Source organism: Streptomyces inusitatus (assembly GCF_014651115.1).
GTDB lineage: Bacteria > Actinomycetota > Actinomycetes > Streptomycetales > Streptomycetaceae > Streptomyces > Streptomyces amakusaensis.
This window is the reverse complement of sequence record NZ_BMWG01000029.1, coordinates 24,551-45,880: the sequence shown is the minus strand read 5'-3', so window position 1 is coordinate 45,880 and position 21,330 is coordinate 24,551. Positions and strand designations below refer to the sequence as shown.

Annotated in this window: 22 protein-coding genes; 7 read left to right on the top strand and 15 right to left on the bottom strand. The window is 70.5% G+C overall.

The window, feature by feature from the left end; genetic code table 11:
- Nucleotides 1–6 precede the first annotated feature (6 nt).
- Nucleotides 7–972 carry an RNA polymerase sigma factor SigJ gene (gene sigJ, locus IE247_RS30585; RefSeq protein WP_190126581.1) on the bottom strand — a complete coding sequence of 322 codons (966 nt, stop codon included), beginning with the start codon at nucleotides 970–972 and terminating at the stop codon, nucleotides 7–9.
- Between the two features lie 67 nt (nucleotides 973–1,039).
- A complete protein-coding gene (locus IE247_RS30580; protein WP_229869454.1) occupies nucleotides 1,040–2,584 on the bottom strand; it encodes an MFS transporter in 1,545 nt (514 codons plus the stop codon).
- Between the two features lie 89 nt (nucleotides 2,585–2,673).
- Here IE247_RS30580 and IE247_RS30575 point away from each other — a divergent pair, with 89 nt between their 5' ends.
- Nucleotides 2,674–3,096: a winged helix-turn-helix transcriptional regulator gene (locus IE247_RS30575; RefSeq protein ID WP_190126580.1), complete on the top strand. Its 423-nt coding sequence runs from the start codon at nucleotides 2,674–2,676 to the stop codon at nucleotides 3,094–3,096.
- On the opposite strand, the gene IE247_RS30570 is transcribed toward IE247_RS30575, so the two are convergent.
- The 6 genes from IE247_RS30570 to IE247_RS30545 form a co-directional block, all read right to left on the bottom strand.
- Nucleotides 3,069–3,680, bottom strand: a complete 612-nt coding sequence (locus IE247_RS30570; RefSeq protein ID WP_190126579.1) for a malonic semialdehyde reductase — start codon at nucleotides 3,678–3,680, stop codon at nucleotides 3,069–3,071. The two genes, IE247_RS30575 and IE247_RS30570, sit on opposite strands and share 28 nt — an antisense overlap.
- A gap of 86 nt (nucleotides 3,681–3,766) precedes the next feature.
- Nucleotides 3,767–5,080: an NtaA/DmoA family FMN-dependent monooxygenase gene (locus tag IE247_RS30565; RefSeq protein ID WP_229869453.1), complete on the bottom strand. Its 1,314-nt coding sequence runs from the start codon at nucleotides 5,078–5,080 to the stop codon at nucleotides 3,767–3,769.
- Complete coding sequence (locus tag IE247_RS30560; RefSeq protein WP_190126578.1) at nucleotides 5,077–5,931, bottom strand: creatininase family protein; 855 nt, start codon at nucleotides 5,929–5,931, stop codon at nucleotides 5,077–5,079. The genes IE247_RS30565 and IE247_RS30560 overlap by 4 nt, the downstream gene beginning before the upstream one ends.
- On the bottom strand, nucleotides 5,928–6,791 hold the full coding sequence (locus tag IE247_RS30555) for a beta/alpha barrel domain-containing protein (RefSeq protein WP_190126577.1): 864 nt from the start codon (nucleotides 6,789–6,791) through the stop codon (nucleotides 5,928–5,930). The genes IE247_RS30560 and IE247_RS30555 overlap by 4 nt, the downstream gene beginning before the upstream one ends.
- A gap of 54 nt (nucleotides 6,792–6,845) precedes the next feature.
- Nucleotides 6,846–7,391, bottom strand: a complete 546-nt coding sequence (locus IE247_RS30550) for a nucleoside 2-deoxyribosyltransferase (protein ID WP_190126576.1) — start codon at nucleotides 7,389–7,391, stop codon at nucleotides 6,846–6,848.
- A 261-nt stretch (nucleotides 7,392–7,652) separates the two neighbouring features.
- Nucleotides 7,653–8,165, bottom strand: a complete 513-nt coding sequence (locus tag IE247_RS30545) for a flavin reductase family protein (RefSeq protein ID WP_190126575.1) — start codon at nucleotides 8,163–8,165, stop codon at nucleotides 7,653–7,655.
- Between the two features lie 760 nt (nucleotides 8,166–8,925).
- On the opposite strand from IE247_RS30545, the gene pyrG reads away from it, so the two are divergent.
- The gene (gene pyrG, locus IE247_RS30540; RefSeq protein ID WP_190126574.1) at nucleotides 8,926–10,632 is read left to right on the top strand and encodes a CTP synthase; all 1,707 of its coding nucleotides are present in this window, start codon (nucleotides 8,926–8,928) and stop codon (nucleotides 10,630–10,632) included.
- Nucleotides 10,633–10,663: 31 nt separating this feature from the next.
- On the opposite strand, the gene IE247_RS30535 is transcribed toward pyrG, so the two are convergent.
- The 4 genes from IE247_RS30535 to IE247_RS30520 form a co-directional block, all read right to left on the bottom strand.
- Nucleotides 10,664–11,272, bottom strand: a complete 609-nt coding sequence (locus IE247_RS30535) for a GNAT family N-acetyltransferase (protein WP_190126573.1) — start codon at nucleotides 11,270–11,272, stop codon at nucleotides 10,664–10,666.
- Nucleotides 11,265–11,885 (bottom strand): hypothetical protein, encoded by a 621-nt coding sequence (locus IE247_RS30530; protein ID WP_190126572.1) that lies wholly within the window; start codon nucleotides 11,883–11,885, stop codon nucleotides 11,265–11,267. The genes IE247_RS30535 and IE247_RS30530 overlap by 8 nt, the downstream gene beginning before the upstream one ends.
- Nucleotides 11,875–12,516: a TetR/AcrR family transcriptional regulator gene (locus tag IE247_RS30525; RefSeq protein WP_190126571.1), complete on the bottom strand. Its 642-nt coding sequence runs from the start codon at nucleotides 12,514–12,516 to the stop codon at nucleotides 11,875–11,877. Before IE247_RS30525 ends, IE247_RS30530 begins: the two co-directional genes overlap by 11 nt.
- Before the next feature lie 91 nt (nucleotides 12,517–12,607).
- Nucleotides 12,608–12,877 carry a hypothetical protein gene (locus IE247_RS30520; protein WP_190126570.1) on the bottom strand — a complete coding sequence of 90 codons (270 nt, stop codon included), beginning with the start codon at nucleotides 12,875–12,877 and terminating at the stop codon, nucleotides 12,608–12,610.
- 160 nt (nucleotides 12,878–13,037) lie between these two features.
- Here IE247_RS30520 and IE247_RS30515 point away from each other — a divergent pair, with 160 nt between their 5' ends.
- Entirely contained in the window at nucleotides 13,038–13,721 is a 684-nt protein-coding gene (locus tag IE247_RS30515; RefSeq protein WP_190126569.1) for a hypothetical protein, read from the top strand.
- Between the two features lie 60 nt (nucleotides 13,722–13,781).
- On the opposite strand, the gene IE247_RS30510 is transcribed toward IE247_RS30515, so the two are convergent.
- The 3 genes from IE247_RS30510 to IE247_RS34845 all read right to left on the bottom strand — a co-directional run bounded on the left by IE247_RS30510 (nucleotide 13,782) and on the right by IE247_RS34845 (nucleotide 16,683).
- On the bottom strand, nucleotides 13,782–14,270 hold the full coding sequence (locus tag IE247_RS30510) for a beta-class carbonic anhydrase (protein WP_190126568.1): 489 nt from the start codon (nucleotides 14,268–14,270) through the stop codon (nucleotides 13,782–13,784).
- A 210-nt stretch (nucleotides 14,271–14,480) separates the two neighbouring features.
- A complete protein-coding gene (locus IE247_RS30505; protein WP_229869452.1) occupies nucleotides 14,481–15,620 on the bottom strand; it encodes a hypothetical protein in 1,140 nt (379 codons plus the stop codon).
- An 85-nt stretch (nucleotides 15,621–15,705) separates the two neighbouring features.
- Nucleotides 15,706–16,683, bottom strand: coding sequence for a GbsR/MarR family transcriptional regulator (locus tag IE247_RS34845; RefSeq protein ID WP_190126567.1), 978 nt, complete (start codon nucleotides 16,681–16,683; stop codon nucleotides 15,706–15,708).
- Between the two features lie 219 nt (nucleotides 16,684–16,902).
- On the opposite strand from IE247_RS34845, the gene IE247_RS30495 reads away from it, so the two are divergent.
- From IE247_RS30495 to IE247_RS30480, 4 genes are all read left to right on the top strand, one after another.
- Nucleotides 16,903–17,817, top strand: a complete 915-nt coding sequence (locus IE247_RS30495; protein WP_190126566.1) for an ABC transporter ATP-binding protein — start codon at nucleotides 16,903–16,905, stop codon at nucleotides 17,815–17,817.
- Complete coding sequence (locus IE247_RS30490) at nucleotides 17,814–18,686, top strand: ABC transporter permease (protein WP_229869451.1); 873 nt, start codon at nucleotides 17,814–17,816, stop codon at nucleotides 18,684–18,686. Before IE247_RS30495 ends, IE247_RS30490 begins: the two co-directional genes overlap by 4 nt.
- A 152-nt stretch (nucleotides 18,687–18,838) precedes the next feature.
- Nucleotides 18,839–20,014, top strand: coding sequence for a DUF418 domain-containing protein (locus IE247_RS30485; protein WP_190126565.1), 1,176 nt, complete (start codon nucleotides 18,839–18,841; stop codon nucleotides 20,012–20,014).
- A 112-nt stretch (nucleotides 20,015–20,126) separates the two neighbouring features.
- Entirely contained in the window at nucleotides 20,127–21,323 is a 1,197-nt protein-coding gene (locus tag IE247_RS30480) for a cytochrome P450 (RefSeq protein ID WP_190126564.1), read from the top strand.
- The last annotated feature ends 7 nt before the right edge of the window (nucleotides 21,324–21,330 follow it).

Here is a 21,330-nt window from a genome sequence, read left to right as displayed (position 1 = left end):
CGGTTCTCACCAGGTGGACGAGACAGCCCACCCCGGTGTGACAGCCGCGCGCTGTCGGACATGGGTGAGTTTCGAGGGGGTGAGCTGCCGCCAGTACGCGACGATCAGGCCGTCCCGGACCAGCATGGTGTCGACGGAGTGCGTGACGCCGTCGGCACGGCGGCGCAGCAGCGCGGGTTCGCCGCCGACCTCCACCGGGACGAGGGTCGTCTCCGACCTCCGTTTGCGGGCCACGCGGAGGAGGACCTCGGCGACGCGGCGGCCGCCCGTGATCGGTTTGCGGGCCGCGAAGACCTCGCCGCCGCCGTCGGTGAGCAGGACCGCGTCCGGGTGGAGGAGGCGCACCAGCGCCTTGAGGTCGCCGGCCTCGTACGCCGCGCGGAAGGCCAGCAGGACCCGCTCGCGCTCGGCGCGCGAGGCCCCGGGGCTCTCGTCGTCTGCCGCGCCGGCCGCGCCTGCTCTGGCGATCGCGCGCCGGGCGCGGGAGGCGAGCTGGCGGGTGGCGGCGGGAGAGCGGTCCAGCACGGTGGCGATCACCGCCGTCTCCAGCCGGAACACGTCCCGCAGGACGAAGGCGACCCGCTCCGGCGGGCTCAGCTCCTCCATCACCAGCATCATGGCCGCGCCGACGGACTCGTCGACGAGTACCGGTTCCGAGGCGTCGGGGCCGGTCAGCAGCGGTTCGGGCAGCCAGGGCCCCACGTACTCCTCGCGGCGCACGCGGGCCGATCTGAGGATGTCGTACGCGCGGCGCGCCGCGACGGTCACCAGCCAGGCGCGGTGGTCGGCGATGTCCTCCGACCGGGTGCGCGTGGTGCGCAGCCAGACGTCCTGGACCACGTCCTCGGCGTCCGCGACGCTGCCCAGCAGCCGGTACGCCACGCCGAAGACGGCGGGCCGGTGCTTCTGCCACTCGCTGCCGGACATGCCGGTCCGGGGGTTCGCGCCGGTAATCCTCTGTTCGTCGGTCATCACGGCAGTCTCCCCGACGCGGGCGGTCCGTCCCGCGGGGGGACGCGGGACGGACCGGGAGGTATGGTCAGCCGTCGGCGGGGCGCGGGCGCAGCAGTACGGCGGCGATGACCGCGGTGCCGGTCAGTCCGATCGCTGCGAACACGGCGACCGTGGTGAAGCCCTGGTCGTAGGCGACCCTGGCCGCGTCGACGACCTGGGCGACGGCCTGCGGTTCGAGCTTCTCGGCGAGTTCCTCGGCCGAGGAGAAGGATTCCTTGACCACATCGCGGTCCGACTCGCTCAGGCCCGGGGTGTCCGGCATCGCGAGCCGGTAACTCGCGGTCAGCGTGGTGCCGAGGACGGCGACGCCGAGACCGGCTCCCAGCTCGAAGGAGGTCTCCTGGATGGCGGCGGCCTCGCCCGAGCGGTCCGGGTCGGCGGCGGACATGATGGAGTCCGCGCCCAGCGTCATCACGATGCCTGCCCCGTACCCGGCGACCACGAGGGGCGCGATGAGCAGGGGGTACGCTCCGGTGTCGCCGACCAGCGCCATGAACAGCATGGCGAGGGCGAAGACGCCGAGGGCCGCGGTGAGCACCCAGCGGTTGCCCCAGCGGGCCGAGAGCCAGGGCGCGGTGGTCGCGCCGACGGCGTTGGCGGCGGCGAGCGGCATCAGTGCGAGGCCGGCGGCGACCGGGGAGAATCCGCCGACGTTCTGGAGCCACTGGGTGAGGAAGAACAGCAGCGCGACATAGCTGCCGAAGCATCCGATGACGCACAGTGTGGCGGCGGCGAAGCGGCGGTCGGAGAAGAGTCCGAAGTCCAGGAGGGGTTCGGTGAGCCTGCGCTGTCGGCGGACGAAGACATAGAGCAGGGCCGCGCCGCCGACCGCCGTGAGGACGATCACCGTGTCGACGCCGGCGTGCTCGCCTCCCTGCTTGAGGGCGTACACCACACCGGCCAGACCGGTGACGGAGAGGGCCACGCTGGCGAGGTCCCACTGCCGGGGCCGGGGGTTGCGGGACTCGGGGATGACATAGGCGCCGACGACGAGGATTATCAGGGCGATCGGCACATTGACCAGGAAGGCGGCCCCCCATCCCCACTGCTCGGTGAGGAGTCCGCCCACCAGCGGGCCGAGGGTCGCGCCCACGCTGTGGGCGGCCGTCCAGACGCCGATGGCGAGGGCGCGCTCGCGGTCGTCGGTGAAGACGACCCGGATGATCGCGACGGTGGACGCCATGATCATCGCCGCGCCGACGCCGAGGAGCACCCGCGAGGCGATCAGCTGTGAGGTGGTGGAGGAGAGGCCGGCGGCGGCGGAGGCCAGTCCGAACAGCGCGAAGCCGCTCAGCACCATCCGCTTGCGTCCGATCCGGTCCCCCAGCGTCCCGAAGGTCACCAGGAGCGCGGCGAGGGTGAGCGAGTAGATGTCGACGATCCACAGCAGTTCGCTGCTGCTCGGGTGCAGCTCGGTGCTCATGCTCGGCACCGCCGCGTGGAGCACGGTCAGGTCGATCCCGCACAGCAGGAGGCTGGTGGAGACCACGGCCAGCACCAGCCAGCGCTGTTTCGCGGTCCTCTCGGCAGGCGGTGGGGAGGAGCGTAACGATGCTGTGCTGTTGGTCATGGCAGCACTATCGTGCGCTGGCTATCGCCTTGGCAAGTACGGTCATTCATGTGCCATAGTGCCAATCTGTATACCGAGGGGAGGCGTTGATGCGGAGCACTGTCGACGACACGCCGGACTACTGTGCGATCGAGATCGCGATGGAGGTGCTCGGCGGCCGCTGGAAGCTGGCGATCCTCAAGCAGCTGCTGTGCGGCACACAGCGGTTCAGCGAGCTGAAGCGCGGCATGCCGCGCATCACCGCGCGGATGCTCACCCGCCAGCTGCGCGAGATGGAGGCCGACGGGCTGGTCGAGCGCACGGTCTACCGCGAGGTGCCGCCACGGGTGGAGTACGCGCTGACCGAGACCGGCCGGGGCCTCGACTCCATAGCGGGCATGCTGGACTCCTGGGGCCGCTGGTATCTGGACGCCCACGGGAGGCCGCCGAGCGCGCTGCGGCCGCCTGTCGGGCAGGGCTCCGACCAGCCGGCGGAGAAGACCGGTCATCTGGTGGAGAAGACCGTCTCATAACCCAGCCTCGGCCCGCGCGAGGGCGCGCCGCCCTCGGCCGGGAGACCGATGTTGACGACCGCGAGCACGGTGTGGCCGCCGCCGGGGAAGAATTCCTTCGTCACGCCCTCGGCGTCGTACCCGGTCATCGGTCCGGCGGCGAGTCCGGCCGCCCGGACCCCGATGAGGAAGTACGCCGCTTGCAGCGCTCCGTTGAACACGGCGGAGCGCTCCCGTACGGCGGGATCCCCGTAGAAGCGTGTCGCGGCCTCGGGGAAGGCCGGGAACTGCTCGGGGAGTTCGGTGTGGAAGTCGTGGTCGGCGCCCAGGACCGCGATGAGCGGGGCGGTCTCGGACTGGGCGCGGTTGCCCCGCGACAGATGGCCGAGCAGCCGCTCCCGCGCCTCGTCCGAGCGTACGAGAACGACGCGCAGCGGCTGCTGGTTGAAGGCCGTCGGACCGTACTTGACCAGGTCGTGGACGGCCTGGATCGTCTCTTCGGGGACGGGGTCCTGGGCGAAGGCCTTGGTCGTGTACGCCTCTTTGAAGAGCAGGTTCTGGGCGGCGGCGTCCAGGGCGAGCCCGGTGGCGGGGGCGTGCGTCATCTCTGTTCCTCCGTGGTGGACGGGGTGGGGGCGGGAGGCGGTCGCCGGCTCTCCGCGGCGGCGAGGGGCCTCCCGCCCGCGAGCGGTCAGAACTCCCTGAGGTTCTCCCGCAGGGTCGCGCCGGGCGTGTACACCGAGCGGGTCAGGCCACGGCGCTGGAGAGCGGGTACGAGACCGTCCGCGACCTCCGTGATGTAGCGCCGGTTGAGCCGGAGCAGCGGCGTGGTGATCATGAAGCCGTCGCCGCCGACCTCCTCCATGATCTCGCCCATCCGTTCGGCGACCTGGTCCGGAGTGCCGATCAGCTCGACCGAGGAGACCAGGCCGCCCGCTCCGTCCACCGCCAGCTGACGCAGGGTCTTGCCGCTGCCCCACTGCTGGAACTTGTCCAGCGATCCCTGCTCGCCGTTGGTGGTGAGCTTGTGCGGCAGCGGCTCGTCCAGCTCGAACCGCATGAAGTCGATCTCCGTCAGGGAGGAGATCTGGGCCAGGATGTTCTGGGTGAACCTCGGTGACGCGACCATCCGGGCCTGCTTGGCCTCGGCCTCCTCCAGGGTCTCCCCCAGGGTGGGCGTGACGCAGAAGAGCACCTTGATCTCGTCGGGGTCCCGGCCGGCCTCGGCCGCGTACCGGCGGACGTTCTCGCGGAACTCCCGCATGCTCTCGACCCCGCTGCCGATCGCGATGATCGAGTCGGCGTTGCGGGCGGCGAACCGCTGGCCGCGCGGTGACGCGCCCGCCTGGACGAACGCGGGGCGGTGCTGCGGCGAGGGCACGGTGTTCAGCGGGCCGCGCACCGAGAAGTGCTTGCCCTTGAAGTGGACCGGGCGGACCTTGGTGTGGTCGGCGTAGACGCCCTTCTCCCGGTCGATGACGACCGCGTCCTTGTCCCAGGAGTCGAAGAGCTGCTTGACCACGTCCACGTACTCGTCGGCCATCTCGTACCGCACATCGCGCGGCGGCAGCACGTCCATGCCGAAGTTCTGCGCGGCCAGGTCCTCGGCGCTGGTGACGATGTTCCAGCCGAACCGCCCGCCCAGCATGCTGTCCATGGTGGAGGAGAGCCTCGCGGTCATGAAGGGCGGATAGGCCATCGTGGACAGGGTGGCGACGATGCCGAGATGCTGTGTCGCCAGCCCCATCGCGACCGCCAGCGGCACCGGGTCGTGCTTGGGCGCGACCATGGCCTGCTTGAGCACGGCCTCGGCGGAGCCGCCGTAGCTCTCCGGCACCATCAGCTTGTCCTCGATGATGACGTAGTCGAAGCAGGCGCGTTCCAGTGCCTGGGCGACCTCGGTGTGGAACTTCCCGTCCCACGGCGTGCCCCCCGAACCGAAGGGGCCCTGCCAGTCGTCCGGGGTGAAGTTGAAGATGAAAGCGAGGTGGAACGGGCGGCTCATGATGTCTCTGACCCCTCGGTCCTGGCGGTGGTGGACGGTACGGCGCCGGGGGCTTCTGCCCGATGGTCCGGCCGGTCGCGGGTGAGCAGCCCCTCGCCGCCCCGGACCAGGGCGGCGGCCTCGGCGACCACATGGCGGAAGAGTTTCTCGCCGAGAGCCGCGCTGGAGCCGCTCGTGGAGGACAGCACGCCCTCGTTGGTGGTCCGGGCGACGTCGATCGGGTGCAGATAGACGCCGTTGCGCGGCGGTCTGTCATGGCCCGGCCTGGCCTCCCGTACCAGATCGGGCCGGAGGTACAGCATCAGACTGGTCTCGGTGACCCCCGCGTGCTCGGCGTGCCAGCCGGGGAATTCGGGCAGTTCGGCCCGCAGCCAGGATTCCTGGACCAGGCTCCACCAGCTGAAGGCGAGCACCTCCTTGCCCTCGAACCCGCCCTGCTGACGCACCTGGTCCAGCGCTTCAAAGATGAACGGCTCGTTCTCGAAGTGGCCGTTGACCACCAGCAGCCGCGAGAAGGGCAGACCGGTGAGCGAGAGGAGGGCCTCGCGCAGGAACCGGACGAGGGTGTCGCCGTTGACGTGCAGTGTGCCGGGGAAGGACAGCCCTCCGCCGCTCTGGGGCAGCGAGCGGGCCGCCACCGGCTGCACGGGGAGGACGAAGCCGTCCAGCTCCCCGGCGATCGCGCGGGCGAACTCCTCGGCGAGCACGGAGTCGACGGAGAGCGGCAGATGCGGCCCGTGCTGTTCGGTGGCTCCGACCGGCCACAGGACGGTCTGACCGCCCAGAGCGCCGGGCGTCTCGGCGCTGGTCAGGTCCGCGTAGAAGCGGGGGCCTTGGCGCGGGCCGGTCATACCGGCGCCTCCTGCGGCACCGCGGTGATCGCCGCGGCCTCGGTGACGATCCGGTCCAAGGTGGTGTACATGTCGGTGTGCAGGGCGGTGTACACCTGGGTCACGTCCGCGCCGACCTGGAGATAGTCGGCGACGTCGCGGCCGGAGGCGATACCGCCGACCCCCATGATCGGGAGGGTGAACCGGCGGCGGCGCAGCCGCCAGATCGCCGCGAGCACCAGTGGTTTGATCCCGGGCCCCGAGTAGCCGTACACCCCGCCGAGTTCCAGCTCGCCGCTCTCCGGGGCCACCGCGGCCCCGGAGATGGTGTCGCTGAGGGTGACGGCGTCCGCGCCGCCGGCGATGGCGGCCCGTACCCGGTCCTCCAGACCCTCCCCGATGGCGAGTTTGACCGAGACGGGCAGCGAGGTGCGGGTCCGGACCTCGGAGGTGTACGAGTACACCCGGTCCGCGTTGTCGTCCGGGAGCCCGGACTCCTCGTTGAGGCAGGAGATGCCGAGTTCGAGCGCGCGGCAGCCGGTGCTCTGCACCTCGGCGGCGAGGACGGCGAGTTCGGCCGGGCTGTCGGCGTGGATCGAGGCGATCACCGGCAGCCCGTCGTCCGCGAACGAGCGCAGCACTCCCAGCCAGTGGGCGACCGAGCGCTTGGAGTAGGTGGTGCTGTTGAGCATCCCGACCGGGAGCCGGAGGATGCGTTCGTCCAGTCCGGCGGGCGGGCTCGGATGGATGGTCTTGGTGACGACGGCTCCCGCGCCCGTCTCGATCAGTTTGCGGATATTGCGCTCCTGATCGGTCAGAAGCCCGGAACCGACGATCACAGGATTGGCTATGGGTATGCCCAATATGGACAGGTCGGACACACGGTCCTCCGGTGGGGGTGGGCGATCGATGGGCCGGGAGTTCTCCGGGGAAGGTCAGGCGACGAAGCCGGCGTTGACGGCTTCGCGCTGCCGCTCGGTGGCGGCGAGGATGGCCTCGGTCAGCAGGCTGGGCTTGTCGAGGAACTCGTCGAAGTCGATGGTCCGTACGGAGCCGACCCGGTGCAGGCCCTTGAGGAGGTGGCTCGCGGACTCGACGAACGGCTGCTTGGTGATCATCACGATCGGGCGGCCGAGGGCGGTCGCCCACCCCAGCTCCACATGGGTGCCGTCGGTGCGGCGCAGCGTCAGATCCTCCAGGACGGGCAGGACCGGGACAAAGACATCGCACTTGCGCATCCAGCGGAAGTCCCGGACGGAGACCTGCTCGGGGGTGAAGGCGGCGGTCTGCGCGCCGAACTCCTCCACGCGGTGGGCGGAGAAGGTGGTGGCGCCGTTCTCCTCGGCGACGGAGATCGCCGTCTGGATGGCGTCCTGGAGCTGGTGGACGAATCCATTGGGGAGGATGGCGTGCTGGATCGGGCCCCCGACGAAGACGTCGAGGCCGGTGAGCAGTCCGGACGGAAGGGCGGTGGTCGACATATGAACTCTCCTCAGTGTTCCGCGACGCGCCACGGCGGCGTGCGGCACGGCTCGTTCGCCTCGGGGAAAGCGCCGTGAGGGCGCTCGGAGGCGACGAGATGGCTGATCGATTGCCTGGTACGGGGCGGACGGCCGGACGGGCCGGCGCCGGTGAAGGGGGAGACGGCCCGCGCGGGGCGGGCGACGGGTGATCGGGATCGCTCGGGGCCGGTCGGGCCGATGGCGGGACCGGGCGGTGGCGGGGGGGGGAGGGAGGAGCGGTCAGCCGGTGGCGCGAAGACCGGCGTAGCGGCCCCGGTGATACAGCAGCGGCCGTTCGGACAGACCCGCGCGCAGCCAGCGGACGTCCCCGACCACGATCACATGGTCACCGCCGGGGTACTCGGCGTTCAGCTCGCACTCGATCCACGCGGACGCGCCGGCGAGCAGCGGGGATCCGCCCGGCGAGCGGTCCCAGGGGACGCCGTCGAACTTGTCCCCTCCGGAGCGCGCGAACCCCTCGCTCAGCCGCCGCTGATCCTCCGCGAGGATGTTGACGCCGAAGTGCCGGAGCTCGCTGATCACCGGCCAGGTGGTCGAGGTGCGGCTGACGCCCAGCATGACCCGCGGCGGGTCCAGAGAGAGCGACGAGAATGCCTGACAAGTAAATCCAACCGGCCCATCGGGGCTTTGGGCGGTGACAACCGTGACACCGGAACAGAAGTTCCCGAGCACGGACCGGAAGGGCGCTGAGGCCTGCTCTCCTAAGACCTTTGGCGCGTTGTCCGTAGGCATTTTCTCCCCACTCATCGAGCACGCGCCACTGCTCCGACAGACAGTGGCACCAGAGGATTCCCTTGTACTGAAAAGGTGATGCGACAGGCGCTGAGAACAGGAAAGAGCAACTGACCCCCTGGCCTTCCAAGGGGTCTGCCTCCATCCACCCGGAGGACCCCTCCGGACGACAACAAGCATGCACGGTCGGAACAGATATGCCAATAGATCATTTTCCGATGGCGAGAATCTCGCGGAAGGATCCCGCCATGGGACACCGGTTCCCGCACGCGGACACAGGAGAGATCGCATGGTCGCCGCCGGCCGGAACACCGGCTCTCAGCTCGCCGTTCTCATCCGGGCGAGTGCTGCGGAATGACACACCCCGCTTCCCTTCGGCGAAAATCGAGCCAGCCATCGTCCAGCGCGATCCAGCCACTCCGCAGATTCCGAAGTCTCCGAGAATTAAGATTCCGTGAACGGAAAGCAGCCGAATCCCCTGCCAGGAAGGAGTGGATCACGCCGCCGAACCCGTAAACGGCTCGTTTTCCCCGTGGCGTCCCCGAATCGCCGGGTAGCCTCTCTGCGCGAACGCCTACGTTCTCCGCCCGGGCCGACCGACGAACCCGCCGCCCGGGCAGGCCTCTTCGCCTTATGCGCACCTGCCGCAGGACCGAATACCGACCCGCGCCCCGGACCGAAGTCCACTCCAGAAGCACGCCATCGCGCCGCGCGTCGGGACCGGGGCCGCCACCACCGTTCCCACAGGAGCTGACCAGACATGGGCCGTACCGAACCGACCAAGCACATCTTCGTCACCGGAGGTGTCGCCTCCTCCTTGGGCAAGGGCCTCACCGCCTCCAGCCTGGGAGTCCTGCTCAAGGCGCGGGGGCTGCGGGTGACGATGCAGAAGCTGGACCCTTATCTGAATGTCGATCCGGGCACGATGAACCCGTTCCAGCACGGGGAGGTGTTCGTCACGAACGACGGTGCCGAGACGGATCTGGACATCGGGCACTACGAGCGTTTCCTCGACGAGGATCTGGACGCCTCGGCGAACGTCACCACGGGCCAGGTGTACTCGACGGTGATCGCCGAGGAACGGCGCGGGGCGTATCTGGGCGACACCGTGCAGGTCATTCCCCACATCACCAATGAGATCAAGAGCCGGATCCGGCGGCTGGCCACCGACGACATCGACGTGGTGATCACCGAAGTCGGAGGCACCGTCGGCGACATCGAGTCCCTGCCCTTCCTGGAGGCGATCCGGCAGGTCCGCCGTGAGGTCGGCCGGGAGAATGTCTTCGTCGTGCACATCTCCCTGCTCCCGTACATCGGTCCGTCGGGCGAGCTGAAGACCAAACCCACCCAGCATTCGGTCGCCGCGCTGCGCAACATCGGCATCCAGCCGGACGCGATCGTGCTCAGGGCGGACCGGGAGGTGCCGATCGCGGTGAAACGAAAGGTCTCGTCGATGTGCGACGTCGACCAGGCCGCGGTGGTCGCCGCGATCGACGCGAAGTCGATCTACGACATTCCCAAGGTGCTGCACTCGGAGGGCCTGGACGCCTATGTGGTCCGCAAGCTGGACCTGCCGTTCCGGGACGTGGACTGGCGTCAGTGGGACGATCTGCTGCGCCGGGTGCACCGGCCGGACCACGAGGTCACGGTGGCGCTGGTCGGCAAGTACATCGACCTGCCGGACGCCTATCTCTCGGTGACCGAGGCCATTCGCGCCGGCGGCTTCGCCAACAGCGCGCGGACCCGGATCAAGTGGGTGGCCTCCGAGGAGTGCGAGACTCCGGAGGGCGCCGCCCGGGAGCTGGGCGATGTGGACGCGGTGGTGATACCCGGAGGGTTCGGGGAGCGGGGGGTCGACGGCAAGATCGGCGCCATCACCCACGCCCGTGAGAACCTCATTCCGCTTCTCGGCCTCTGCCTGGGACTCCAGTGCATCGTGATCGAGGCCGCCCGGAACCTGGCCGGGATCGAGAAGGCGAACTCCACCGAGTTCGACGCGGGGGCGGCGGAGCCGGTGATCTCCACCATGGCCGAGCAGTCGGACATCGTGGCGGGGGACGGCGACCTGGGCGGCACCATGCGGCTCGGGCTGTACCCGGCCACGCTCGCCGCGGGTTCGATCGTACGGTCCGTCCACGGCGACCGGCCCTGTGTGGAGGAACGGCACCGGCATCGGTACGAGGTCAACAACTCCTACCGCGGCGAGCTGGAGAGGAAGGCCGGTCTGGTGTTCTCCGGCACCTCGCCGGACAACACGCTCGTGGAGTACGTGGAGTATCCGCGCGAGGCCCACCCCTATCTGGTCGGAACCCAGGCCCACCCCGAACTCCGCTCCCGTCCCACTCGGCCCCATCCTCTCTTCACGGGGCTGATCCAGGCGGTCCTGGCACTCCGTGAGACGGCGGACCGGCCCGAGGAGGGTGGGGCTCCGGCACCGGGTCCGGGGCCGGTGGCGAACCCGGTGTGAGCCGGCCGGCCGCTCGCCGCGCCGCGCCGGGTCACCGCCCGGCGGCGGGCGGCCGGTACATGGCGACGACACCCAGGGGTCCCAGGGGGACGCGCCGCAGGACGGTGAACCCGAAGCGCCGGTAGAGCGGCACATTCCCCGGGTCGGCCGTGCTGAGGAAGACGCCGTCCGCGGCGGGCGTGTCGGCGAGGAGACGGTCCAGCAGCCGCCTTCCGGCTCCGAGACCCCGGGCGGCGGGGACGACTCCGAGGAACTCCAGCGTCCAGGCCCCCTCCGGCGTCCGGGCCTCGGCCGCGCGGAGATAGCGCAGGGTTCGCGCACAGGCCCCCGGTCCGCAGTGGGCGAGGGTGCCGACCGCCCACCGGGCCTGTGCGAGGGGCGAGGGCGCGGAGGCGGGCGGGGTGAGGACGGCGGCCCCGAGGGGCCGTTCGCCGGGCCCGGCCAGGGTGTAGCGGCGGGCCCCGGGAAGAGCCGCCTGGGTGCGCAGGGTGGCGGCGAACCAGTGCCGCCGTACGGCCCCGGACTCGCCGCAGATCCAGGAGGCGGCCGGTTCACGGGCGAAGGCGTCGGTCAGCACCCGCGCGCAGGCCTCGGAATCGGGCCGGTCGTCGATCTCCCACAGGTCGATAGCGTCAGGCACGGTGACTCCGCCGCTTCAGGGGTGCTTCGGGGACGAGGTGGCAGACGAGGAGTTTCAGGAAGAACAGGGGGGCGAACCAGGCGAGCGCCACGGGTGTCTCCAGCCAGAACAGATTGACCAGGACGGCGGTCATGAGGACGGCCATCGCCAGCGGGCGTTTGAGATGCAGGGCGGTGAACTCCACGGCGACCGCGCCGGCGAGCAGGAGCGCGGAGTTGGCGAGGGTCCAGGTCCAGTCCCGGGGGAGGACGATCAGCCCCATGGCCCCCAGATGCAGCAGATGCGCGCCGACGAAGGTGAGCCGGGCGCGTCTGGTCCCGGGGTCCTGACGGTGGTACCAGCGCTTGGCGGCGTTGGTGGCGTTGGTGAGGACGCCGCCGATGAGATCGAGACCGGCCAGGACGACGATCGTCAGCTCCAGCGCGGACCAGTCGCGATGGGCCCCGCTCGACCAGATCCCGGCGGCCAGCACGGCGGCGCAGCCGATCAGACCCGCGTTCTCCACGGCGGACTCGGAGCGGGACTTGCCCGGCCCCATGAACCGCTCCAGCCGCCCCGGCCAGCCGGCCGGGGTCGGGGGTATCTCCCAGTCGACGTTCAGATCAGTGCGCAAGGTCCCCGCCCTTCCGGTCTCCGTCGTGTCCGCCGTCCGATTCCCGGCCGTCGGGCGTACTCCACAGCCCGCGCAGCAGGCTCCACAGCTGAAGGTCCGTCGGCTCGGCGTCGTCGGACGCGCGGAGGCGGGCCAGTGTCCGCGCGTCCGCGGCCTGGAAGACGGCGGCGGTCACCGCGACCAGCAGATCACGGTCGATGTCGGTGCGGATGACGCCCAGCCGCTGCCCGTTCGCCACCACGGCCGTGAACCAGGTGAGGTACTCCTCGTCGCCTCCCTTTCCGAGCGCCGCGACGGCGAGCGCCAGATCCTCCGGATGTGTGTGCAGATGCGAGATCAGCGCCCACGATCCCTGTTCGAGCCGGCTCCAGAACTCCTCGGCACGGCGGGCCTCCGTCCAGGGGCCCAGCGCGCCGGAGAGCCGCTCGCGCACCGCGTCGAGAACGGCCGACAGCAGATCGTCCCGGCCGTCGAAGTACTGGTAGGCGGCGGTCTTCGAGAAGCCCACCGCCTCAATGATCTTGTTGTAGGAAGCGGCTTCCGGTCCGTGTTCGGCGAAGTGGTGCCGCGCGACGTCCAGGATGTACATCTGGCGCTCGGGGGGCAGCCGGTGAAAGCGGGGAAGAGGCATGAATCAACAGTACAGACCATGAGGGTGTACTGCCAGTACACCCTCATGGTCTCTCCGGACCCGGCCGGGTGTGGGCAGGTGCGCGGCGGGGTCAGGGGGTGTCGTGCCGCCAGTCCCGCTTTCCGGGGGCAGAGGGTCTCGGGGCGTAGACCGAGCGGCCGCCGGGGCCGTAGCGGCCTATCTCCGTGGGAAGCGCGGTCTCCTCGGCCAGCCTGTGGGCCGTCCAGCCGGTCACATCCAGCAGCAGGCCGTCGAGCGGACCTCCCACCAGCTCCGCGTAGTCGCGGCCCGGCCGGGGGCCCGGGTCGGGGTCGTCGTGGTCGGAGCCGTAGACCCGGCCCCGCATCAACTGCTCGTCCATGTTCACCAGGATCGCAGCCGCCACTGACAGTCCACTCGGCGCGCGCTCCCCACTCCCCCGGCGGCGGGCGCGCTTCTCCGGGCAGAACCCGTGACGCCGGTGCAACCGCGAGGGCGGACAGATCGTCCGTATGACCGAACGATCAAGCGCAGGGGGGAAGATGACGATCCGATTCCGCGTACGGCACACGGCGGTCGCGATGTCGCTCGCGGCGGCGTCGCTGCTGCTGACGGGCTGCGGCGAGGGCGGCGACAGTACGGGGAAGGAGCGCGGCGCACCGGCCGAGGGTGAGCGGGCACCGGCCGCCGCGCTCACTCCGGCGGAGGTCAAGGCCGTACTGCCCCGGGCGGGAGACCTTCCCCGGTGGAAGGCCGTCAGCTCGGCGGTCCTGGATCTGAGCGAGGGCCATACCGAGCGGGCGTGTCCGGGCGGCACGGCCAAGGAGTGCATGGCGGCGCGGCACGTCGGAACAGCCGTTCTGGAGAAGGACGGTGAGGGGCGGGTCGAGTTCAAGGTCTTCGCCCACAAGGACACCGACGCCGCGTCGGACGCGTACCCCTTCCTCTGGAAGGACGCCTCCAAGGGCTGGCTGTCCCCGGCGGAGAAGGCCTCGATCGGCACCCCGGGGGACCGGCGCGACGCGCTGCGCGGCGAGCACGAGACCGGTTACGGCTCGAACATCCAGATCCGGGTCGGCCCCACCCTGCTCTCGATCAGGGCGGACACCGGCGCCGACCGGCCGCGCCGTACCGACGCGGAGCTGACGGCACTGGCGAAGATGTTCGCGGAACGGGCGCGGCAGGCCCACGAGGGAGAGCTTCCCTCAGCCGTTCTCAGGCCCTGAAGGAGCACGCCCGGCCCGCGCACCGGCGGCGCGGGTCACGGGCGGCGGACGGAGAAGGGGTCAGGTCACTTCACCGAGCAGGCCGGTGGCCACGTCGAAGACGAAGCCGCGCACCGAGTCGGTGTGCGGCACGAAGGCGCTCGTCCTGATGCGCCGGAGCGACTCGCGCACATCGTCGTGGAGTTCGGGGAACGCCTCGGCCGCCCAGGGCGGCCTGACACCGGTCTCCTCCTCGATCTGCTGGGCGAACGCCTCGTCGGTGAACGTCAGCATTCCGCAGTCGGTGTGGTGGATGAGGATGATCTCGCGGGTGCCGAGCAGACGCTGGCTGATCGCGAGCGACCTGATCTCGTCGTCGGTGATCACCCCGCCGGCGTTGCGGATGACATGCGCCTCACCGTCCTGGAGACCGAGGATGCCGTAGACGTTGAGCCGGGCGTCCATGCAGGCGACCACGGCGACCCGGGAGGACGGCGGGAGGGGCAGCGGTCCCTCGAAGGTCGTCGCGTACTTCTTGTTGTTGGCGAGGTACTGGTCGGTTACGGACATGCCGGTCTCGCTTTCTGTCGGTGACGAGGCCAACGTAGTGACGTCCGGTACGCCCCGCTCCGCCCCGCTCCGGCCCGCCCCAGGACCCCAATATTCCAGCAATACCCCGACAATGAGGCCGGGTGGGGCCAGGCGGCCCGTCCGCCCCCCCCCCCCGGACCGGCCGAGCGGGCGGGCCCGGGGGCGCGGGGACGAACCGTCGCGGGGGAATCAGCCCCGCATCTCCGGGGGAAGCTCTTCGTCCGAGAACATCTTCTCCGGCGGACCGCCGAAGAAGCCCTCGATCAGCTCGTCCATCGTGACCTCGGAGGCACCGGCGGGGGCCTCGGGCTTGTCGCCCCCGCCCAGGCGCAGAACCAGCGCGATCTTTCCGGCGCTCTTCTTCTCCGCCAGCGCGGCCAGGTCGACGGAGACCTCGTTCAGCGAGCCGTTCTTGAGGGTGAAATCGGCCTTGGCCTTGCTGTTCGGCAGCTCCTTGAGGTCCTTGGCCGCCGGCAGGAGGTCCGCGCCCTGCGGCAGGTCCTTCACCAGCGGACGAAGGGTGTCGATCAGCTCGGTGACGAGAGACCGGAGCGAGGCGGTGGCCGTGATCCGCTCGGTGCCGTCCTTGCCCTCGGCGGTGCTGAACTCCGTCTCCCGGGCGATGGCCTTGCTCAGCGCGTCGACGACCTTCTTCTGCGTCGCGGCGTCGAGGCTGGGCTCCGCCGAGGGCTCGGCGCCGGCCTCGTCCAGACCCTTGCTCATCTCCTCGGCGGCCTGCCGGGCCTCCTTGGCCGAGAACTTCACCCAGTCGCCCGACAGCAGGCTCTTGAGCGGTCCGGCGCTCTCGGGCAGTTCGTCCTCGGCCGGCGCGGGCTGCCCCATCAGCCCGGCGACCACCTTCGCGTCGAGGCGGAAGTAGACGTGATCGCCGACGAGCCGGTACTCGGCGGCATCGCCCTCCGGAGTGCTGAACTTCATCGCCATACCGGTGAGGTCCTTCTCGCCCGAGTCGGCGAGCGGCTTCTTCGACTCGACGGAGAGGGAGATCTTTCCGCCGCTGAACGCCTCGGCGACCTCCTTGGGCATCTTCTCGCCGGGCCCGGAGCTCTCCGCGCCCAGGGCTGTGAGCGTCTGGGCGTCGGCGTCCAGATCGAGCTCCAGCGAGATCGACTTCTCCTTGCCGAGCTTCTCGAACGCCCGGTCCAGCTTCTGCCCGGCGGAGAGGTTCTCCACCGTTCCGCACGCGGCTGCGCCCGTCACGACCAGGGTGACGACAGCGGCGGCGGTCAGGGATTTACGTATGGCGGAAATGACGGTCTCCTCGTTGGTACGACCACGGAAGTGGTCGATGGGGAGACCGATCAGCACCTCACAAGGTTGTACGTGCACCGCGTGATAATTCCGCCCGCCCGGCGGAGCCTGGTGTTTGTCGTGTTTATCGTGTTTGTCAGGACTACTGGGACTCCTGGGACTCCTGGCGCGAGGACCGACAGCGGGACAGGGCCTCGCTCTGGACGGCGGTGAGGCGGCCGGGGGTCGCGGTGGCGGTGAGGGCGCCGGAGGCGGATCGCCGCAGGGTGACGGGGTCGGTGGCGTGCGGATCCCGCTCGGCCGCGTCCAGGGCCCGGCGGATCCGGGGAGCGGGCCAGTCCAGTGCGGTGGCGAGTTCTTCCGGGGAGAGGGGGACGCGCACCGTCACCAGCGCGGCGAGCACCGTCCGGGCGTCGTCGGCGGCGGCCGGGTCGGCCGGGCCGCCGGACATGTCGTCGCTGAGCCGGGCGAAGAATCCGCCCATCTCGGCCAGCCGGGCCCCGGCGGGGGTGGCGGCGTCGAGGAGGTCCGCGCCCCGCCGGGCGGCATCGGCCCACATCGCGTTCGTCCGGGCGCTGGTCAGCCAGGCCCGGAGCCAGACGCCGTCGTCGATGACATAGCGTTCGCGCCGCCGGCGGTTCTCGCGCTCGCGCCGGACCACTTCGAGGCCTTCGAGATATCCGACGGCCTTGGACACCGAGGCGGGGCTGACCTTCAGCCCGCGCACCAGCTCGGCGGCGGTCAGCACCCCCGAGTCCGTGGTGACGAGACGGGCGAGGACCCTGGCCGCCATGCGCGGCAGGCCGGTGGCGACCATCAGCGCGGCGAACTCCTCGGCGAAGTCCCGGACGGCGTCGGGGTCGCGGCCGTAGGAACCGGTCGGGGGCGGCGGGGCGGCGGCGGTCGCGGCACGGCTCCCGTGCCGCCGGGCGCGCCGCTTCGACGCCTCGTGCGCGTCGTCGGCCCGATAGCCCTCGGGTCCCCCGTTGCGGGCGACTTCGCGGGTCACGGTGGACGTCGGTCTCTCCAGCTCCCTGGCGATCTCCGCGTACCCCACTCCCCCGGCGAGTCCCGCGCGGATCCGCCGTCGGTCCTCATGCGTCAGCCTTCCGCCCGGCATTCGCGCCTCCCTCGACCCTCGGATCGGTCCAGTATATGCATTCACTCTCAGGCTATTGCAACGATCCGGTCAGGCGTCGTTGCATTTACCTACTATCTCATTGCAATTATCGCCACTAATATCCTTCTTTTTAAGGGCAATTGACTCAGTCAGCTTTGACGAATAATTGAATGCAACGTAGCTTTCGCGTCATCGTGAAGATGTTCCGAGGAAGGTGACATGACAGCGGACGAGGGAACAGTGCTCGACGTCGACGGTCTGCGGATGGGGTACGGCGCGAAGGAGGTGCTGCGCGATGTGTCGTTCCGGGCCGGACAGGGGGAGGTGATCGCCCTGCTGGGCCCCAACGGGGCGGGCAAGACCACCACGATCGAGATCCTGGAGGGCTTCCGGGTCCGGTCGGCGGGCCGGGTGAGCGTCCTCGGAACGGATCCGGCGCACGGCGACGAACGGTGGCGCGCACGGCTGGGAGTGGTGCTCCAGTCCTGGCGCGACCACGGCAAGTGGCGGGTGCGCGAGCTGCTCACACATCTCGGCACGTACTACGCCCCGTACTCCACCGACACGATCCGGCGGCCGTGGGACGCCGACGAACTCATCGAGGCGGTCGGCCTGACGGAGCAGGCGGGCAGCAGGGCGGGCACGCTCTCCGGCGGGCAGCGGCGCAGACTGGACGCGGCGATCGGTCTCGTGGGCCGCCCCGAGCTGCTGTTCCTGGACGAACCGACCACGGGCTTCGACCCCGAGGCCCGGTACGCGTTCCACGACCTCGTCCGCCGGATCGCCCGCGACCACTCGACGACGGTCCTGCTCACCACCCACGATCTGGCGGAGGCGGGCAAACTCGCCGACCGGATACTGATCCTGGCCCGGGGACGGATCGTCGCGGACGGGTCCGCCGACGAACTGGCCCGGCGGATCACGGGCGAGGACGAGGTCCGCTGGACCCGCGACGGCCGGAGCTTCGCCGTGTCGACACCCGACGCGACCGCGTTCGCACGCGGCCTCTTCCAGCGGTACGGCGAGGCGATCGGCGAACTGGAGGTCCGCCGGGCCACCTTGGAGGACACCTATCTGGCCTGGTCCCGCCGGCACGAGGCGGACACCCACGAGACGGCGGAGGCGAACCGGTGAGCCCCACGACCCCCGCGACCACTGCGGTGCGCGCGACCACGGCGGTACGCCCCGGTCTGGCCCGGGGCCTGATCGAGCTGCGGCAGTCCTTCACCAACGGCGGGGACCTGCTGTCCCATCTGCTCTGGCCGGTGCTCATGCTCGCGGTCCTGTACGCCGTGCGGAACAGGGAGTTCGGCGGTGACGGACTGCTGCTGGGCACACTGGCCCTGCCGAGCGTCCTGGGCATGAACGCCGCGCTCGGCATGGTCAGCATGAGCCAGCATCTGACCGCCGACCGCGAGGACGGCACCCTGCTGCGCGCCAAGGCCGTCCCCGACGGCGTACGGGGCTACCTCATCGGCAAGGTCGTCACCGTGGGCGGCGGTCTCCTCGCCGACCTGGCCATCTTCCTGGTGCCCGCCCTGTTCATCGTCGACGGCCTGGCCGTCGGCCCCGGCTCCTGGCCCACACTGGTCTGGGTGCTGGTGCTGGGCATGGCCGCCACCCTGCCGATCGGCGCGATCCTCGGATCGGTGTTCTCCGGAGCCCGCGCCCAGGGGCTGATCCAGCTGCCGGTCCTGGGCATGATCGCCGTCTCCGGCATCTTCTACCCGGTCACCGCCCTGCCGGACTGGCTCCAGGTGGTGGCACAGCTGACACCGGTCTACTGGCTCGGTCTGGGCATGCGGTCCGCCCTGCTCCCCGACGCGGCGGCGGCCGTCGAGATCGGCGCGTCCTGGCGGCACCTGGAGACCGCCGGGGTACTGGGCGTCTGGGCCGTACTGGGGCTGGCGATCGCGCCGGTCGTGCTGCGCCGGATGGCGCGGCGGGAGTCCGGATCGGGCCTGGCCGCACGGCGCGAGAAGGCCCTGCGGCGCGCCGCCTAGCCGGGCCGACGGCCCCGGACTCCGGGACTCCGGGACTCCGGGACTCCGGCCACAGGCCGACCCCCTCCCCGAGCAGCTACATCTTTCGGTGTAGTCGCTGTTCATCTGCGGTCATGAGGTCTTCGGGCGAACCCGCCGAGACGATGAGAGACATGACCGAGACCCTGGCCTCACCACCGGCGACGACCGCACCGTCCGCCCGTCTGCCGCTCCTCGACGTACTGCGCGGGGCGGCGATCCTCGGCACCCTGATGACCAACGTCTGGATATTCACCAGCCCCGGCGCGGAGTGGGGCGCGCTCTCCAGCGGCATGTCCGAGACATGGCTGGCCTCGTTCCCGGACGCGGTCGAGAGTCTGCTGCGGCTGCTGGCGAACGGGAAGTTCCTGTCGCTGCTGACGATCCTGTTCGGCGTCGGCCTGGCGATCCAGTACGGATCGGCGGCGCGCCGGGGCGAGTCCTGGCCGGGCCGCTACCCCCGGCGCGCCCTGTTCCTGTTCGCCGAGGGGACGGTGCACTTCGTCCTGGTCTTCGCCTGGGACGTGCTGATGGGGTACGCCGTCACCGCGTTGTTCGTGGCCTGGCTGCTGGCCCGCTCGGCCACAATCCAGCGCCGGGTGATGTGGTCGGCGGCGGGGGTGCATCTGGTGTTGATGGGGCTGCTCACAGTGGTCCTGGTGACGGAGGGGGGACTCTCGGCGGCTCCCGTCTCCCAGAAGGCTCGGGATCTGTACGCGCACGGCGGCTACGGGGAGCAGATCGCGTTCCGGCTGGAGAACGCATTGGCCCTCCGGATGGAGCCGGTGCTGACGATCTTCCTGCTCGTCTTCCTCTTCCTGCTGGGCGTACGGCTCTTCCGGGCGGGCGCGTTCGGTGACGACGCCACCGGGCGGCGCATCCGCTCCCGGCTGCTGGTCTGGGGACTGGGTCTCGGACTCCCGATCAGCCTGGTCTCCTCGCTGGCGGGTGCGGATCTGTTCCTTCTGGACCGCTACATCGGCGGCCCGCTCACCGCGCTCGGCTATCTGGGGCTGATCGGCGCGCTGGTCGACCGGGTGCGTCGGCCGGGACCGCTGACGCACGGTCTGACCAGCGTCGGCAGGACCGCTCTTTCGGGGTACGTGCTGCAGAACGTGCTGTGTGTGCTCGTCTCGTACGGAATCGGCCTGGGGCTGGCGCACCGGCTCGACGACTCCTGGCGGCCGTGGTGGGTGCTGGGTCTGTGGGCCGTGGTGTGCGCCGTGCTGATGGCCGGTTCGACGCTGTGGCTGCGGCGCTTCCGGGCGGGACCGCTCGAATCCTTCCAGCGGTGGGCGCTGCGCCGCTGAAGCAGGCGGAATTCGGCCGACCGCGTGTGGACGCCGTGGTGACGCGAAGCCGGAAGCGGTAAACGGTACAAAGGACTCCCCTTCGAGGACTCCCTTCTCTGTGAGGACCACGATGAAGGAAACCATTGCCTTCCCCCAGAGCCGCTCCTGTCCCTACGCGCCGCCCGCCGAGTACTCGGCGCTCCGCGAGGCGGGCCCGCTCACCCGGGTCTCGCTGTACGACGGGCGGGCGGTGTGGGCCGTCACCGGGCACGCGCTCGCCCGGCGGCTGCTGGCCGACCCCCGGCTGTCCACCAATCGGGACAACCAGGCGTTTCCCGTGACCAGTGCCCGTTTCACCCCCATGCCCGGCAGACGGCGGGTCGCGCTGCTGGGTTTCGACGATCCCGAGCACAACGCCCAGCGCCGGATGCTGATCCCCGGCTTCACCCTCAAGCGGGTGGCCGGGCTCCGGCCGTCGATCGGGCGGACGGTGGACAGGCTGCTCGACTCGCTGGTGGCGCAGGGTCCGCCCGCCGAGCTGGTCAGCGCCTTCGCGCTGCCGGTGCCGTCCATGGTGATCTGCGATCTGCTCGGGGTGCCCTACGCCGACCACGACTTCTTCCAGACGCAGTCGCGGGTGCTGCTGCGCGGCCCCTCGCCCGAGGACGTCGTCCGGGCGCGGGCGCTGCTGGAGGAGTACCTCGGCGGGCTGATCGACGAGCGGTTCGCGGGGGCGGCCGACGGCGACGAACTCCTGGACGAGCTGGTGCGGCGGCAGCGGGCGGAGGGCAGGCGGGACCGCGAGGAGCTGGTCGGCATGGCTCTGATCCTGCTCGTCGCGGGGCACGAGACCACCGCGAACATGATCTCGCTGGGGGTCTTCACCCTGTTGCGGCATCCGGAGCGGCTGGCCGAGCTGCGGGCGGACGAGTCGCTGATGCCCGCGGCCGTCGACGAGCTGATGCGCTTCCTCTCGATCGTCGACGGCATGCTCCGGGTGGCGGTGGCGGACATCGAGGTGGCGGGCGAGACGATCCGGGCGCACGACGGAGTGGTCTTCACGACCTCGCTGATCAACCGTGACTCGGACGCCTTTCCCGCGCCGGACGCCCTGGACTGGCACCGGGCGGCCCGTCACCATGTCGGTTTCGGTTACGGGGTGCATCAGTGCCTGGGACAGAATCTGGCGCGGGCGGAGATGGAGATCGCGCTGCGGTCGCTCTTCGTCCGGCTGCCGGGGCTGCGGCTGACCGTGCCGGCCGAGCGGGTGCCGTTCAAGCCGGGCGACACCCTTCAGGGAATGGTGGAGCTGCCCGTCGCCTGGTGACACCGGT